This window comes from Polyangiaceae bacterium (assembly GCA_015075635.1).
Lineage (GTDB): Bacteria > Myxococcota_A > Polyangia > Polyangiales > Polyangiaceae > JADJKB01.
The window spans coordinates 68,552-81,617 of record JABTUA010000001.1; the positions used below are offsets into that span (position 1 = coordinate 68,552).

Annotated in this window: 14 protein-coding genes and 1 pseudogene; 7 read left to right on the top strand and 8 right to left on the bottom strand. The window is 69.5% G+C overall.

Annotated features, from left to right (window positions below; all coding sequences use genetic code 11):
• The first annotated feature begins 39 nt into the window (after nt 1-39).
• From HS104_00290 to HS104_00300, 3 genes are read left to right on the top strand one after another with little or no spacing between them, the layout of a single operon-like run.
• Nucleotides 40-1,284 carry a L,D-transpeptidase gene (locus HS104_00290; GenBank protein MBE7478421.1) on the top strand — a complete coding sequence of 415 codons (1,245 nt, stop codon included), beginning with the start codon at nt 40-42 and terminating at the stop codon, nt 1,282-1,284.
• A gap of 28 nt (nt 1,285-1,312) precedes the next feature.
• Nucleotides 1,313-1,768 (top strand): TerB family tellurite resistance protein, encoded by a 456-nt coding sequence (locus HS104_00295; protein MBE7478422.1) that lies wholly within the window; start codon nt 1,313-1,315, stop codon nt 1,766-1,768.
• A 2-nt stretch (nt 1,769-1,770) separates the two neighbouring features.
• Nucleotides 1,771-3,465 carry a hypothetical protein gene (locus HS104_00300; protein ID MBE7478423.1) on the top strand — a complete coding sequence of 565 codons (1,695 nt, stop codon included), beginning with the start codon at nt 1,771-1,773 and terminating at the stop codon, nt 3,463-3,465.
• Between the two features lie 223 nt (nt 3,466-3,688).
• Here the strand turns inward: HS104_00300 and HS104_00305 are convergent, their stop codons facing one another.
• The 4 genes from HS104_00305 to HS104_00320 all read right to left on the bottom strand — a co-directional run bounded on the left by HS104_00305 (nt 3,689) and on the right by HS104_00320 (nt 5,497).
• The gene (locus HS104_00305) at nt 3,689-4,018 is read right to left on the bottom strand and encodes an ATP synthase F0 subunit C (GenBank protein ID MBE7478424.1); all 330 of its coding nucleotides are present in this window, start codon (nt 4,016-4,018) and stop codon (nt 3,689-3,691) included.
• Nucleotides 4,019-4,082: 64 nt separating this feature from the next.
• Nucleotides 4,083-4,853, bottom strand: coding sequence for a F0F1 ATP synthase subunit A (gene atpB, locus HS104_00310; GenBank protein ID MBE7478425.1), 771 nt, complete (start codon nt 4,851-4,853; stop codon nt 4,083-4,085).
• Between the two features lie 4 nt (nt 4,854-4,857).
• A complete protein-coding gene (locus HS104_00315) occupies nt 4,858-5,250 on the bottom strand; it encodes a hypothetical protein (GenBank protein MBE7478426.1) in 393 nt (130 codons plus the stop codon).
• Nucleotides 5,225-5,497, bottom strand: a complete 273-nt coding sequence (locus HS104_00320; GenBank protein MBE7478427.1) for an AtpZ/AtpI family protein — start codon at nt 5,495-5,497, stop codon at nt 5,225-5,227. Before HS104_00320 ends, HS104_00315 begins: the two co-directional genes overlap by 26 nt.
• A gap of 299 nt (nt 5,498-5,796) precedes the next feature.
• Between HS104_00320 and HS104_00325 the strand changes: the two are divergent.
• The 3 genes and pseudogenes from HS104_00325 (at nt 5,797) to HS104_00335 (ending at nt 8,866) form a co-directional block, all read left to right on the top strand.
• A pseudogene (locus HS104_00325) lies at nt 5,797-5,892 on the top strand (DUF4190 domain-containing protein).
• Nucleotides 5,893-6,611: 719 nt separating this feature from the next.
• Nucleotides 6,612-7,769: a hypothetical protein gene (locus HS104_00330; GenBank protein ID MBE7478428.1), complete on the top strand. Its 1,158-nt coding sequence runs from the start codon at nt 6,612-6,614 to the stop codon at nt 7,767-7,769.
• Nucleotides 7,766-8,866 (top strand): metallophosphoesterase, encoded by a 1,101-nt coding sequence (locus tag HS104_00335; protein MBE7478429.1) that lies wholly within the window; start codon nt 7,766-7,768, stop codon nt 8,864-8,866. The genes HS104_00330 and HS104_00335 overlap by 4 nt, the downstream gene beginning before the upstream one ends.
• Nucleotides 8,867-8,869: 3 nt before the next feature.
• Here HS104_00335 and rdgB read toward each other — a convergent pair whose 3' ends face one another.
• Genes rdgB through HS104_00355 form a run of 4 tightly spaced genes read right to left on the bottom strand, consistent with a single transcriptional unit; the run spans nt 8,870 to nt 12,622 of the window.
• Nucleotides 8,870-9,523, bottom strand: coding sequence for an RdgB/HAM1 family non-canonical purine NTP pyrophosphatase (rdgB, locus tag HS104_00340; protein ID MBE7478430.1), 654 nt, complete (start codon nt 9,521-9,523; stop codon nt 8,870-8,872).
• A 45-nt stretch (nt 9,524-9,568) separates the two neighbouring features.
• Nucleotides 9,569-10,666: a glycosyltransferase family 2 protein gene (locus HS104_00345; GenBank protein ID MBE7478431.1), complete on the bottom strand. Its 1,098-nt coding sequence runs from the start codon at nt 10,664-10,666 to the stop codon at nt 9,569-9,571.
• Between the two features lie 17 nt (nt 10,667-10,683).
• Nucleotides 10,684-11,808, bottom strand: a complete 1,125-nt coding sequence (locus HS104_00350; GenBank protein ID MBE7478432.1) for a glycosyltransferase — start codon at nt 11,806-11,808, stop codon at nt 10,684-10,686.
• 13 nt (nt 11,809-11,821) lie between these two features.
• Nucleotides 11,822-12,622, bottom strand: coding sequence for a sugar transferase (locus HS104_00355; GenBank protein ID MBE7478433.1), 801 nt, complete (start codon nt 12,620-12,622; stop codon nt 11,822-11,824).
• A gap of 43 nt (nt 12,623-12,665) precedes the next feature.
• On the opposite strand from HS104_00355, the gene HS104_00360 reads away from it, so the two are divergent.
• Nucleotides 12,666-13,058 (top strand): ATP-binding protein, encoded by a 393-nt coding sequence (locus HS104_00360; GenBank protein MBE7478434.1) that lies wholly within the window; start codon nt 12,666-12,668, stop codon nt 13,056-13,058.
• Nucleotides 13,059-13,066: the final 8 nt, after the last annotated feature.

A 13,066-nucleotide genomic window follows, 5' to 3' on the forward strand; every position in this document is an offset into this window, starting at 1 on the left:
TCTTGCCGGCCGTCGGCCGGCGCTAGACTCGAGGCAGACATGCGCCGACTCGCGCCCGTGCTCTTTGCAGCGACCTTCGCGTGCCCGGCGCGGGCCGAGCCGCTGCCGTGGATCGAGGGCGGCGTGCCCATCGCCACCGCCGTGGCCAGCGTGGAGATCCCCGAGAAGGACGAGCCGCTCTTCGTGCGCGCCGGCCCCCAGGCAGCGCGGCGCGGCTCCGCGGAGATGGGCGCGAGGCTGCCGCTCTTCGCCGCCAAGCGCGGCGCGGGCTGTCGCGGCTTCTGGCTCATGGTCGGGCCCCTGGCCTGGGTGTGTCAGGATCGCGTCCGGCTCTCGAGCGACGCTCCGGTGGCAGCGCGGCGCGATCCCATCTCGATGCCCGAGGGGCTGCCCTATCGCTACCACTTCGTCGGCCGGAACGGCGCGCTCGGCTACCGCACGCTCTCGGTGGCCGAGGAGAGCGAGCCGGACGCCGAGCTCGAGCCGGGCTTCTCCGTGGCGGTGCTCAGCGTCGCGAAGCGCGGCGGCGATCCGTTCGGCTTCACCAGCAAGAACCTCTGGATCCCGATGCGCGATCTGGGTCCCGCGCGCGCGCTGCCGCTGCGTGGTGCAGAGCTCACGGACGGGTCGCTGAACGTGGCCTGGGTCTTCGAGGACCACGCCGACGTCTACGACAAGCCCGGCGGCACGCGCCTCTCGTCGGAAGTGCGCCCGCAGTGGGAGCAGCTCGCGCTGCTCGAGACGGTCGTGAAGAAGGACCGCCGTTGGTTCCGCATCGGCGAGCGGCGCTGGGTCAGCGATCGCGACGTGCGGGCGCCGACGCCCGCGCCCCTGCCCGGTGAAGCCGCGCCCGGCGAGCGCTGGATCGACGTGGACATCCCGAACCAGGTCCTGACCGCCTACGAGGGCGAGCGTCCGGTGTTCGCCACCCTCGTCTCGACCGGCAAAGGCCGTGGCAAGAGCGTCCAGGCCACGCCGCTCGGCACCCACCGCATCTGGGTGAAGCTCCTCTCCAGCGACATGGACAACCTGGAGGACGAGGAGGCGAGCCGCTACTACGCCATCCAGGACGTGCCCTGGGTGATGTATTTCGACAAGGGCTACGGCCTGCACGGCACCTTCTGGCACCGCTCCTTCGGGCGGGTGCGCAGCCACGGCTGCGTGAACCTGACCCCACTGGACGCACAGCGTCTGTTCAACTGGACGGGACCGCACCTGCCCGCCGGCTGGACCGCGGCGCTGCCCACGGCGTACGACCGGGGCACCCTGATTCGGGTGCGCTGAGCGGTAGTTTGGCATTACTATTCGCCCCATGAGCTTCGACATCGGCCGCGACACGGTGCTCGCACTGGTGGCGATGGCGTGGGCCGACGGCAAGGTCGATCCCGCCGAAGCTGCCGGCATCCGCGGAGCGGCGCAGCAGCTCGCTCTGAACGCCGACGACACCAAGGTGATGGAGGCGGCGCTCGGGCGTCAGTACTCCCTGGACGAGGTGGAGACCCTGCGCATGAACCGCCACACTCGGCTGTTCACCTACGCGGCGGCCGTCTGGATCGCGACGCTGGACGGAGCCACTACCGCGGACGAGGAGAAGACGCTGGCGCTCCTCGGCGATCGCCTGGGCCTGTCGCAGATCGCGAGGGATCGCGCCAAGGGCGTCGCGCTCGGCCTGCGCAGCGGCCCGCCGTCGAACCGCCCGGGTGGCTTCGACCTGGTCGCCTTGAAGTCTCAGCTCTCGGCCGGGCTCAGCCAAATCGGCGACGACTGAAGATGGTCTCCATCGTCCACGCCGCCCGAGACATCGCGCGGGTCCGTCAGATCTCCCTGGTGCTGGTCCGCCACGGCTTCGGCGAGATCGCGCGGCGTATCGGCTTCGGGCGGCCGAAGAAGGCCAAGGACAGCGTCCCGCCCGACGACGAGATCAGCGCCGAGGACGAGGCGCGCGGGCAGAAGGAGCGGCAGGAGACCTCGACGGCGGTGCGCGCCCGGCGCGTGCTCGAAGATCTCGGGCCTTCGTTCGTGAAGCTGGGGCAAATCGCCTCGACCCGCGCCGACGTCCTGCCGCCGGACCTGCTCTCGGAGCTGAAGAAGCTCCAGGACTCGGTGCCGGAGGTCCCGTTCGACCAGATCAAGGAGCAGGTCGAGCGCTCGCTGGGGGCGGAGCTCGGCGACGTGTTCGAGAGCTTCGACGAGAAGCCCCTGGCGGCAGCCAGCATCGCGCAAGTTCACCGCGCCGTGCTCCGCACCGACGACGGCGTGCGCGACGTGGTGGTCAAGGTGCAGCGGCCCGGCATCGCCGAGACCATCGCCAGCGACCTGGACCTCTTGCACACGTTCGCGGCGCTGGTGGAGCGCACGATCCCCGAGAGCAAGATCTACAACCCGGTGGGGCTGGTGCAGCAGTTCGACAAGGCCATCACTGCGGAGCTGGACTTCGCCACGGAGGCCGACAACGCGGTGCGTTTCGCGCAGAACTTCGAGGGCTTTCGCAACGTCCGCTTCCCTCTGGTCTACAAGCAGGCGTCGAGCAAGCACGTGCTCACGCTGGAGTTCATCCCGGGCAAGAAGGTCTACGACGCGCTCGAGGCCGGCTACAACCGGAAGAAGCTCGCGCGCATCTCCCTCGACGTGATCGTGAAGCAGATCTTCGAGGACGGCTTCTTCCACGCCGACCCGCACCCGGGCAACGTGATGGTGCTCGGCCACGACGACGACCCGATCTTGGTGATGATCGATCTCGGTATGGTCGGGCGCCTGTCACCGCGCATGCGCGACCTGACCGTGGACGTGATGGTGGGCGCGGTGCGCCGCGACTACGAGGCCATCGCCGACGCGATGTACGCCATCGGCACGCCCACCAAGAAGATCGACATGAACGCCTACCGCGCGGAGGTGGGCATGCTGAGCGAGAAGTACCTGGGCAAGCAGCTCAAGGACATCGAGCTCTCGGCCATGATCCGCGACCTGGTGCAGGGCGCCACCAAGTACGGCCTGGAGATCCCCTCCGACTTCATGCTGGTCGGCAAGGCGCTGATGACCGTCGAGGGTGTCGGCAAGGAGATCGACCCCGAGCTGGACGTGTTCGAGGAAGCCAAGCCCCTGTTCGTCGAGATCCTGCGCAAGCGCTACTCGCCGGAGCGCCTGGGCAACGAGCTCCTGCGCCGCCTGGAGAAGCTGTCCGGCGCGACCTACAACATGCCGCAGCAGCTCCAGGAGGTGCTGGACGACCTGCGCCTGGGCCGGCTCAAGATCCACACCCTGGATCCGGGCACCGGCAAGGCGGCGGATCGGCTGGGACGCCGGCTCTTCGCCGCGCTGATCGGCTCGGCGCTGGTGCTCGGCGGCGCCTGGCTCGCCGCTTCCGGGCGCGAAATCGTCGGCTACGTGCTCATCGCCCTGGCAGCGTTGCTGCTCGGCGGACACATGCTGCTCGACGCGGGTCGCGCGTTTCGGCTGAAGAAGTGAGGCGACGAGAAACGCTCGCCGGCGCGACCTCGCGATCGCACCGGCGAGAAAGCCTGCCTGATCACTCTTTTTCGCACCAACCGACAGCGCCCCGCGACAGTCGAGACCGGTGAACGGCACGCGCCGGTCTCGCCGGCATTCGCCGTGGGGCTCACTCCCCACACCCCGCGCGGGGTCCCCAACCCCGCGCCGCCACTACTCCGCCAGCGGTGTCGGGGAACCTTCAGATGACCTTGCCCTGGAGCAAGAACGCGATGGCGAAGGCGAACAGCACCAGCGACTCGATCAGCGCCAGACCCAAGATCATCGGGGTCTGGATGCGGGCCGCGGCGCCGGGGTTGCGGCTGATGCCCTCGAGCGCGGCGGCCGCGGCGCGGCCCTGGCCCAAGGCGCCACCGAGCACGGCGAGACCGATCGCGAGACCGGCCGCGAGGGCGGCCATCGACTGCGCCGAGAACTTGTTGGCGGCGGCGCCGCCGTCCTGGGCGAACGCGCTCGAAGCGAACAGGGTGACGAGCGACGCGACGACCAGCGCCAGCTTCTTCTTGGACATTACTCGAGTCTCCTTTTTGGGGGCGGGGCGGCTCTAAGCCGAATCTTTCCGGAAATCCAGCAAATCAGTGGTGCTCTTCGTGCTCCGTCGCGAGCCCGATGTAGATGCTCGTGAGCAGGGTGAAGACGAGGGTCTGGACGATGACCACGACGATGCCCAGGGCCATGACCGGCAGCGGGACGAACACGGCCACCAGCGCCAGGAAGATGCCGAGGATCAAGTGGTCCACCGCCATGTTCAGCATGAGGCGGACGGCGAGCGTGACCGGGCGCACGCACAGCGAGATCAGCTCGATGGGCAGGATCAGCGGCGCGAGCCACCACTTCGGGCCCATCAGGTGCTTGATGTAGCCCATGCCGTTCGACTGGATGCCGACCATGTTGAAGTAGATGAACACCACCAGCGCGCAACCGAGCGTGACGTTCAGGCTGCTGGTAGCCACCGGCAGCCCGGGGATCAGCGCCATGATGTTCGAGAAGAACACGAAGGTCGCCGCGGTGCCGATGATGGGGAAGTACTTCTTGGCGCGCTCGGCATCCATGACGCTCTTGGCGAGGTCGTAGAAGTAGCCGAGGAAGGCTTCCATGAAGGTGCGCAGGGTCAGGCTGTCGTCGGGGATGACGGCTTCGTTCGCGTTCGCCAGCCGCGCCTTCACGTTGGCGGCCACGAGCACCACCAGGACCGCGACGATCAACGAGGCGGTGATGGGCTCGAAGCTCTGCCAGGTCGGGTGGTGGTTGCCGACGAAGGAATCGCCGATGGCGCCCGCGTTGTGCGAGAGCGTGTCCTTGACGTGAGCCAGGAGCAGCGTGAGCCAGGAGGCGTGTTCGGGCATGGGTTCAGCCTTCCTCTTCGACGGGGCGGGGAGCGCCAGCCTGCCCGGCGACGATGCCGAGCGGCAGGGCTCCGTAGCCGGCGAGCAGCGGGAGCAGATCGACCCAGCCGCCCTCGAGCATCAGATACAGCCCCCCGAACAAGGCACCCATCTTGAGCACCGCGACGAGCGGCCAGGGCACGCGGCTCTGCTTGCCGCCGAGCATGCCGCGGACGACCACGGTGATGACCCAGAGGTTCGCAGCGGCGACCGCGGCGCCTAGCGCGACGCTGCGCGCCGCGAGCGCTCCACCCAAGAACGCGGCGGCGACCGTGGTCGCGACGCCAACCAACGCCACGGCCCACATGGCGCGCGCCATGCTGCCGTCTTTCTCAGTGTGGGTCAGGGTCGTCGTCATCGAACTTCTTCCTGGCTTCGCGCTCCTCGCGGTCCAAGCGGTCGGCCTCCTCGTTGGCCTGGCGCAGGGCTCGCCAGAGCGTTCGGACACCGGCGGCGAGACCGAAGCCGAAACCCACCAGAGCGAACCAGCGAGTGCCGAGCTTCCGATCCAGCCAACTCCCTACGAAGAGGCCGAGCAGCACGCTGAGCGCCAGCTCGAGCCCGACCGTCCCGTAGGTACCGAGACCTTTCCAGTTTTGCTTCACCAAAGCCCCCCTTCAGGAGGGCCGCTCCACCCGAGGCGGAGCGAAGAAAACACCCCCGAATCACCGGGAGCGGCGGTCGATTAACACGCAGCGGCAGCGGGGGTCAACGCCGCCTCGACGCGCCGCGCCGAAAGGCTGATGCTATCCTCCGCCCAATGAGACGGAGTGCCTTCGCTCTGCTGCTTGCCGCGATTTTTGCGCCCGGTTTCGCCGGGGCTCAGGGACAGGAGCCGCCGCCGGCCCCGAGTGGTCCACCGCCGGGGGGCCCGCCCCCACAGTACTACACCGAGCCCGCGGGTCCGCCCGGCCAGGGCGCCCCGCCGCCCGGCACCTACGAGCCGCCCCCACCCGGCGGCTATTACTACGGGCCCGCCCCGGTCTGGGAACCGCCGCCACCGCCCAAGCCCAGGCACCGCGCGCCCAAGACGGCGTTCTGGCTGGGTGGACGCGTCGGCTACTTCGTGCCCTTCGGCAACCTGCTCGCGCGGCGCGTCGCTCCGCAGAGCTACGACGAGGTGAAGTGGAGCGAGTACGCCTCGAGCGGCCCGCTGTTCGAGCTCGACATCGGCGCCCGCTTCAGCCGCCACTACAACGTGTTCTTCACCTGGGAGCACGCCAGCCTGGGCACGGGCGACGCCGACGCGGCCAGCAACGCCTGGGCCGTCACCAGCGAGCAGACCTCGGCCAGCACGGACTACTACGCCATCGGACTGCGCTTCTCCTCCAACGCCGACAAGGTCGGCTTCCTGACCGAGATCAACCTGGGCTGGCGTCGCTTCAACGCGGAGTGGGAGGACGGGACGCAGCTCCGGATGTACGAGGCTCCGCTCGAGTTCCGCATCGGGCTCGGCGCCGACATCCGCGTCACCACGTTCTTCTCGCTCTCACCCATGGTCAGCCTCGGTGCCGGCGCGTTCGGCGGCGGCGAGCTGGAGCGCGCGAACGGTCAGAAGAGCGACCCGTTCCTGCCCGGCGACGAAGCCGCCGGGCACGGGTGGCTGACCTTCCATCTGGGCGGGCACTTCGACATCCCGCCCGGCGAAGGCTGACTCGCCATTTCATCGCAAGCGCTGACCCATCGCCATTTCGCGCCCCGTGCCCTAGGTTCCCGCGAGTGATTGGGAGCCGACCGCTCGCGGCCGCGACCTTCGTGCTGTGCCTGGCGAGCGGGAGCCGCGCCGATCCGGGGCTCGCCGAGGCCGAGTGGCAACCGGGCTCCAGCAACGTCGAGCCCGCTAGCGAGGCCGCGCCCGAGCCGCGGGACGAGAGCTCCCTCGATCCGGCGCGCCGCGCGCTGGACACCGCGGTCGCCGTGGGCCCCGGCGCGCTGGTGCACGGCGCCGGACACGTGGCCGCGGGCCGCAGCGACACCGGCCGGCGCCTGGCCCTGACTCAGGCCGCGGGCCTCGGCACCATGGTCGGCGGGCTCGCCGGGCTCGCCGTGACCGGGGCGAGCCGCTACCTGGTCGGCCCCCTGGCGCTCGCCGTCATCGCGGGCGGCGGGCTCTTCTTCTTGCCCTGGGCCGCGGACGTCTACGGCACGGTGGCCTACCCGGAGGGCAGCGGCGCGGCGCCCCGCTACGCGCCGCTCTTGGTCAGCGAGCTCGGGCACCGCTACGTGTACGACCCGCAGTTTCGCTACCGCCACTTCCTGGTCGAGAGCGTGGACCTGCGGCTCTCCGCCTTCCGCCTCGCCGCAAGTGGATGGTTCGCCCTGGACGACGAGCACGCACGGGTGCGCGTCCTGGGCGGCTATCGCCTCTCGGGACCGCGGCCCACAGAGGCCGCGGCGGACGGTAGCTTCGTGGACCTGGAGGCCGCGCTGACGCAGCACCGCTTCGACTCGGACGGCTTCCGGGTGACGACCGGCGAGGTGTCCCTGAACGCGCGGCGCGACCTCGCCAGGTGGGACGCCGCGCTGACCGGCTCCTTCGTCGAGGGCGGCTTCGGCCTCGGGTTGCAGCGCTTCGAGTACCGCGTGCCCGGCATGGAGATCGAGCCGGACATCAACGATCTCTTGCTGGCACGCTTCGCCTTCGGCTTCTATCTGGGGCGCGGGGAGAGCTCCGGGGAAGCGCAGCTCTTCTACGACCACCGCCACGACGACTACGCCGCTGGGCTCAAGCTGCCGGGTCTGGGCAGCGGAGTGGCCGGGCACCTGGGCTTCGACGCCCGCTGGTTCTGGGGGCATTGGGGCCTCCGCGCCGAGGGCCAGGTGGGCTCGGCCTGGGTGGGGGGCGCCTCGTTTCTGTTCCGACAAGGAGTGAGATGAACACACTGACCAAACACATCGCCTTCGCGCTCTCGGTCGGGCTCTCCCTGGCGGGCGGCTGCGTGCGACCCACGGAGGAGCGAGCCGAGCGCGACCTCGAGGTCGGCAAGGCCGAGGGCCACGGCCTCCGGCTCGAGGTCTCGGACGGGCTCGCGGCGGTGCGCCGGCTCGACGCCGGAGAGCTCGTGCTCTGGAGCAGCGCCCCAGCCTGGCAGCTCACGCTGGACACCGAGCCGAGCGCGCCCACCGACTGGACCGTCAGCCTGGAGAACGTGCTGCCCGACGTCGAGCTCAGCGGTCCGGGGGCGCAGGTCGTGTTGCTCGAGCAGAAGCTCCCGACTCGCAAGATGTATCGGGTGAGCCTCCCGGCTGGCGCTCGCACTCAGCTCACGCTGGCCTCGCCGGATCGGGACGACCGCGCGAAGTGGCGCTTCGCCGTGATGAGCGACGTGCAGGAGGCCATCGACGACGTCCATGACCTCTACCAGAAGGTGAACCAGGTGCCGGAAGTGCGCTTCTTGCTCGGCGCCGGGGACCTCACTCAGCAAGGCAGCCCCGAAGAGCTGGACCGCTTCAAGACCGAGCTCGCGTCGCTCGACGTGCCCTACTACACGACGCTCGGCAACCACGAGCTCGGCGACGACGGGCCGGCTTACCAGGACTGGTACGGGCGCGCGAGCTTCAGCTTCGTCTTCAGGGGCGTGCGCTTCTCCATGCTGGACTCCGCCAGCGCCAGCATCGACCCGCTGGTCTTCGACTGGCTCGACGACTGGCTGAGCAAGGGCAAGAGCTCCGTACACATCGTCGCCATGCACATCCCGCCGGTCGATCCGGTGGGTGTGCGCAACGGCTCGTTTGCCAGCCGCAACGAGGCGGCCAAGCTCTTGACGCGGCTGGCCAAGGGCAGCGTGGACCTGACCCTGTACGGTCACATCCACAGCTACTACTCCTTCGACAACGCCGGCATCCCGGCCTACATCTCCGGCGGCGGCGGCGCGATCCCGGAGCGCTTCGACAAGGTGGGCCGGCACTTCCTGGTCGTGGACGTCGATCCCGAGCAGGGGATCGATCGGGTTCAGATGGTGGAGGTGGACTGAGGCTCAGCCAGCAATGCGCTCGGCCTCGTCGAGCTGGGCGTTCATCACCGCGATCAGCACGGGTCGCAGCGCGCGTACGGCGCGGGCGCGATGACTGATGCGGTTCTTCTCTTCTTCGCTGAGCTCGGCCATGGCCCGGCCCTCCGCTTCGGTCGCGAGGAAGAGCGGGTCGTAGCCGAAGCCGCCGCTGCCGCGTGGGTCCCGGGCGATGACGCCCTCGACTCGCCCTTCCGAGGTCTTGACCTCGTCGCCCAGCCAAGGGCTGGCCAGCGCGAGCACACAGCGAAAGCGCGCGCTTCGTTCTTCGTCACGCTCCGCCTCCTCGAGGGCCCGGAGCAGCGCCGCGTTGTTCTCCGCGTCGGTGGCACGATCGTGCGCGAAGCGGGCGGAGCGCACGCCCGGGCGCCCGCCGAGCGCGTCCACCTCCAGACCGCTGTCGTCCGCCAGGGCAATCATGCGCGTGGCCGTGCAGATGGCCTTGGCCTTCTGGATCGCGTTGGCCTCGAAGGTGTCGCCGTCCTCCGGCAAGGAGAGCTTCTCACCCAGCACCTCGGCGGTGGTCACCAGCTGCACCGGCAGGTCGGCGAGCAGGGACCGGAGCTCCGAGGCTTTGCCCTCGTTCGAGGTCGCGAGGACGATGGTGACCGCGGGCAACATGGGGGTGCCCATGGATTAGAGCCTTTTGCGACCGGAGGGAACCCTTCACCAGGTGACGGCTTGGCGTCCTCGCGCGAATCGCCACAGGCCGACGACGGCAGCGACGTTCAGCACCACGAACGTGCGCGCCAGGGAGCCGACGCGGCCAGCCCGGCCGCCGAGGGCGGCGAGCAGGTAGAACGCGATCTGAAAGAGCAGTAGCGCGGGCCAGACGGCCGGCGCCCGCGCCGGGCCGAGCGTGAGCGCCAGCGACGTGAAGAACAGGAGCACGAGCGCCCACGGGCAGAAGAGCCGGAGCAGCTTGTGCGACAGCAGCGTGAACCAAGGCTGGCTCGCCGGCCACAAGAGCGCCGGCATCAACGCGACCAGCTGGAAGTTGCCCGCCAGCGTGCGCACCTTGCGCGAGAACTCGTGCTCGTCGTCGAGGGCTCGGTCGAAGGCCTGGGCCGAGTCCACGAAGATCACGCCCTTGCCCTTCAAGGCCACGCTGAGCGGGACGAAGACGTCGTCGAGGATGACGTCGGGGGGCAGGCTCGGGAAGTCCGCGCGGCGGACGGCGTAGAGCGCACCGCTCACGCCGACCATCCTGCCCAGGCGTCCCTCCGAGCCGCGGATGAAGCGCTCGTAGCGCCAGTACGCCCCGGCGCCGGTCGCGCCGTCCAGCACCAGGTTGCCGGACACGCAGCCGACGCTCGGGTCTCCGAGCGGAGCGACCAGCTCGCGCACGGCGTTCGACGAGATCGGCTGACGAACGTCGGTCAGCACCAGCACCTCGTGCCGAGAGGCCTCGCGCAGACGATTGAGCGCCGACGGCTTGCCGAGCCGCGTGGGGTTCTCCAAGAGCTGGATCCGCGGATCCCGGTCCGCGGCTGCCCGGACGATGGCGCTGGTCGCGTCACTCGACCCGTCGGAGCAGATCAGGATCTCCAAGAGCTCAGCCGGGTAGTCGAGGGCGCTCAAGCTGGCGAGCTTGTCCGGCAAGTGCTCGGCGCCGTTCGCCACCGAGAGCAGGATGCTCACGCTCGGCTGATATCCCTCCCGCCGGAGCACGACCCGGGGGAACAACCGAGCCCAGAGCGCCACCCCGAGCGGATAGCCCAGGTAGGTGTAGGCGATGATCGCGATCAGGGCGACACCCAGCAGCGAGAGCAGCGTGGCGTTCACGTTACCAGCCCTCCTCCGCGCACGCGGGCGTGTCGCAGCCTGCGCCGCGCGATACACATCCGGTAGAGCCCGTCGTACTGGCGCGCCATGCGCTCGGCGGAGTGCCGCTCTAGCACGCGCGCGCGACCCGCACGGCCCATGCCGCGTGCCCGAGGGCGATCGTCCGACAACGCCCGGAGCGCAGACGCGAACGCGGCGGCGTCACCCGCCGGAACGAGCCAGCCGGAGACCGTGTCCTCGACCAGATCGGCCACGCCGCCCACGCGCGTGGCGACGACGGGCAACTCCGTGGCCATGGCCTCGATCAGCGCGAGCGGCAGACCCTCCGACCTCGAAGAGAGCGCGAACACGTCGAACGCGGCGAGCCAGCGCGGGACGTCGCTCTTCGAGCCCGGCAGGTGTACGAAGCGAGCGCCCTCGAGCCGCGCGCGCTCGGGCCCGTCGCCGACGATCACCACCTGGACGTCCGTGCTGCGGAGCGCCTCCGTCGCTTGGACGAGTAAGGTGTGGTCCTTCTCCGGAGCCAGCCGCCCCACTGTGCCGATCACCCAGGCCGAGTCGGCGATACCGAGCTCGGCGCGGATCGCGCGACGCGCCGCTGGGTCCGGCGCGAACCGAGACAGGTCGATGCCGTTCGCCACGACGTGCAAGCGTTCGGGGTCGCACTCGCGCTCTTCTTCCGCGATGCGTGCCAAGGACTCCACCACGGCCACGTAGGCGTCGACCCAGTGCGCGGCAGCCCGGCGCAGCAGGCGACGGCGCGGCGGATCCGGGTTCACGCCGTGTTTGCTGTGGATCACCACTGCGCCCGCCAGCTTCCCCGCCGGCGCGCCGTAGACCAGCGCCCGTGGGTTGTGGGTGTGGACCACGTCAACGCGCCTCTGCCGGAGCAGCCGCGCCAGGCGCGGGACCAGCCCGAGATCGAAGCCGTCGCGCCGACCGACGTGCTCGAGCTCGACGCCCGAGGCGCGGAAGGCGCTCACCAGCGCGCCGCCCTCCGCCGGCGCCAGCGACACGGCCAGCACCACGTGTCCCGCCGCGCGTTGAGCCCTGCACAGATCGAGCGCGACGCGTTCCTGCCCGCCGAGCTCGAACGAGGAGAGGACGTGGGCGACGCGCATCAGGGCACCTCGCTCAGCGCCCCACGCCCCTCAGCATGACCAGGGGGGTCTTGACGATGATCCAGAGCTCGAGCCTCAGGTACGTCCAGAACCTCTCGAGCGCCGTCGCGTACGCGACGTCGTAGAGGAGCTTGACCCGCATGTCGTCCGCCAGCGAGAGCTGCGACAGGTGGAGGTGGAACGGATCCACGAGGGTCTGCGCCCAGGGTGAAAGCGGGCTGTCGGTTGGGATGCTGCCGGCGTATCCGAGCGATACCTGGGCGAATCCGGTCAGGCCGGGCTTGGTGTCGTGCAGCCGCTCCTCGAAGAACGGGATCGCCAGGGCCAGGTTCTCCAGGAGCTCCGGGCGCTCCGGGCGTGGACCCACCAGGCTCATGTCACCCCGGAGCACGTGCCAGAGCTGCGGGAGCTCGTCGAGCCGGGTCTTGCGCAGGAACTTGCCGATGCGGGTGACGCGCGGGTCGTTCTCCTGGGCGAGCACGGCGCCGGTGGCCGACTCGGCGTCCACGCGCATGGTGCGGAACTTGAGCATGTCGAACTGCCTGAACGTCAAGTGTCCGTGGGGATCCCGGCGGGTCACCGCGACGACGCGCTTCTGGCGGTAGAGCACGGGTCCCGGTGACTCGAGCCGAATGGCGAGCGCGATCAGCGGCGCGATGGGCACCATCAGCAGCATGCCCGAGAGCCCGAACGCGACGTCGATGCTGCGCTTGACGACCCGGACCGAAAGCGGAATGCTGCGGTGACGAGCGCTCGTCCGGGGTGCTCGTGCCGATGGTTGGGGTCGAGATAGCTCCGATGACCAGGTCGTCATGATTCGGCTCTCAGTTCCCGGAACGCTGCCGCATCGAGACCTCGTGCTCCGGGTCGTCGCTTCGAGCTGCAAGCTGCTGCGCTCACAGCGGGCAAAGACGCAAGAAACGGGCCGTTCCGAGCATCATGACTTCGACAACGAGGTCGTGTCTGCGGTTGGTGAAGTGTTCAACAACATCGCCATCCACGGGTACGCCGGCGGCGTGGCGGGGAACGTCGAGATCGAGATCCAGATCGAGGAAAGCGGCCTGGTCCTGCGTCTGGCGGACACCGGCAAATCTTTCGACCTCCTGGCGGACACGGCGGCCACGCTGCCCAACCTGCCGGAATCCCACATGGGGCTGTTCATCGTGCGCTCTTTCATGGACGAGGTGCGCTACGAAGTCGGGAACGGCTCGGGCAAGCCGAACGTGCTCACGCTGACCAAGCGGTACTAGCTCGGATT

What these genes read in the sequence shown, in the direction of transcription:
- HS104_00315 (MBE7478426.1), bottom strand. Translation starts at nt 5,250, where the DNA reads ATGACGACGACCCTGACCCACACTGAGAAAGACGGCAGCATGGCGCGC.
- HS104_00290 (MBE7478421.1), top strand. Translation starts at nt 40, where the DNA reads ATGCGCCGACTCGCGCCCGTGCTCTTTGCAGCGACCTTCGCGTGCCCG.
- HS104_00350 (MBE7478432.1), bottom strand. Translation starts at nt 11,808, where the DNA reads ATGCGCGTCGCCCACGTCCTCTCCTCGTTCGAGCTCGGCGGGCAGGAA.
- HS104_00305 (MBE7478424.1), bottom strand. Translation starts at nt 4,018, where the DNA reads ATGTCCAAGAAGAAGCTGGCGCTGGTCGTCGCGTCGCTCGTCACCCTG.
- HS104_00295 (MBE7478422.1), top strand. Translation starts at nt 1,313, where the DNA reads ATGAGCTTCGACATCGGCCGCGACACGGTGCTCGCACTGGTGGCGATG.
- HS104_00335 (MBE7478429.1), top strand. Translation starts at nt 7,766, where the DNA reads ATGAACACACTGACCAAACACATCGCCTTCGCGCTCTCGGTCGGGCTC.
- atpB (MBE7478425.1), bottom strand. Translation starts at nt 4,853, where the DNA reads ATGCCCGAACACGCCTCCTGGCTCACGCTGCTCCTGGCTCACGTCAAG.
- HS104_00355 (MBE7478433.1), bottom strand. Translation starts at nt 12,622, where the DNA reads ATGACGACCTGGTCATCGGAGCTATCTCGACCCCAACCATCGGCACGA.
- rdgB (MBE7478430.1), bottom strand. Translation starts at nt 9,523, where the DNA reads ATGTTGCCCGCGGTCACCATCGTCCTCGCGACCTCGAACGAGGGCAAA.
- HS104_00300 (MBE7478423.1), top strand. Translation starts at nt 1,771, where the DNA reads ATGGTCTCCATCGTCCACGCCGCCCGAGACATCGCGCGGGTCCGTCAG.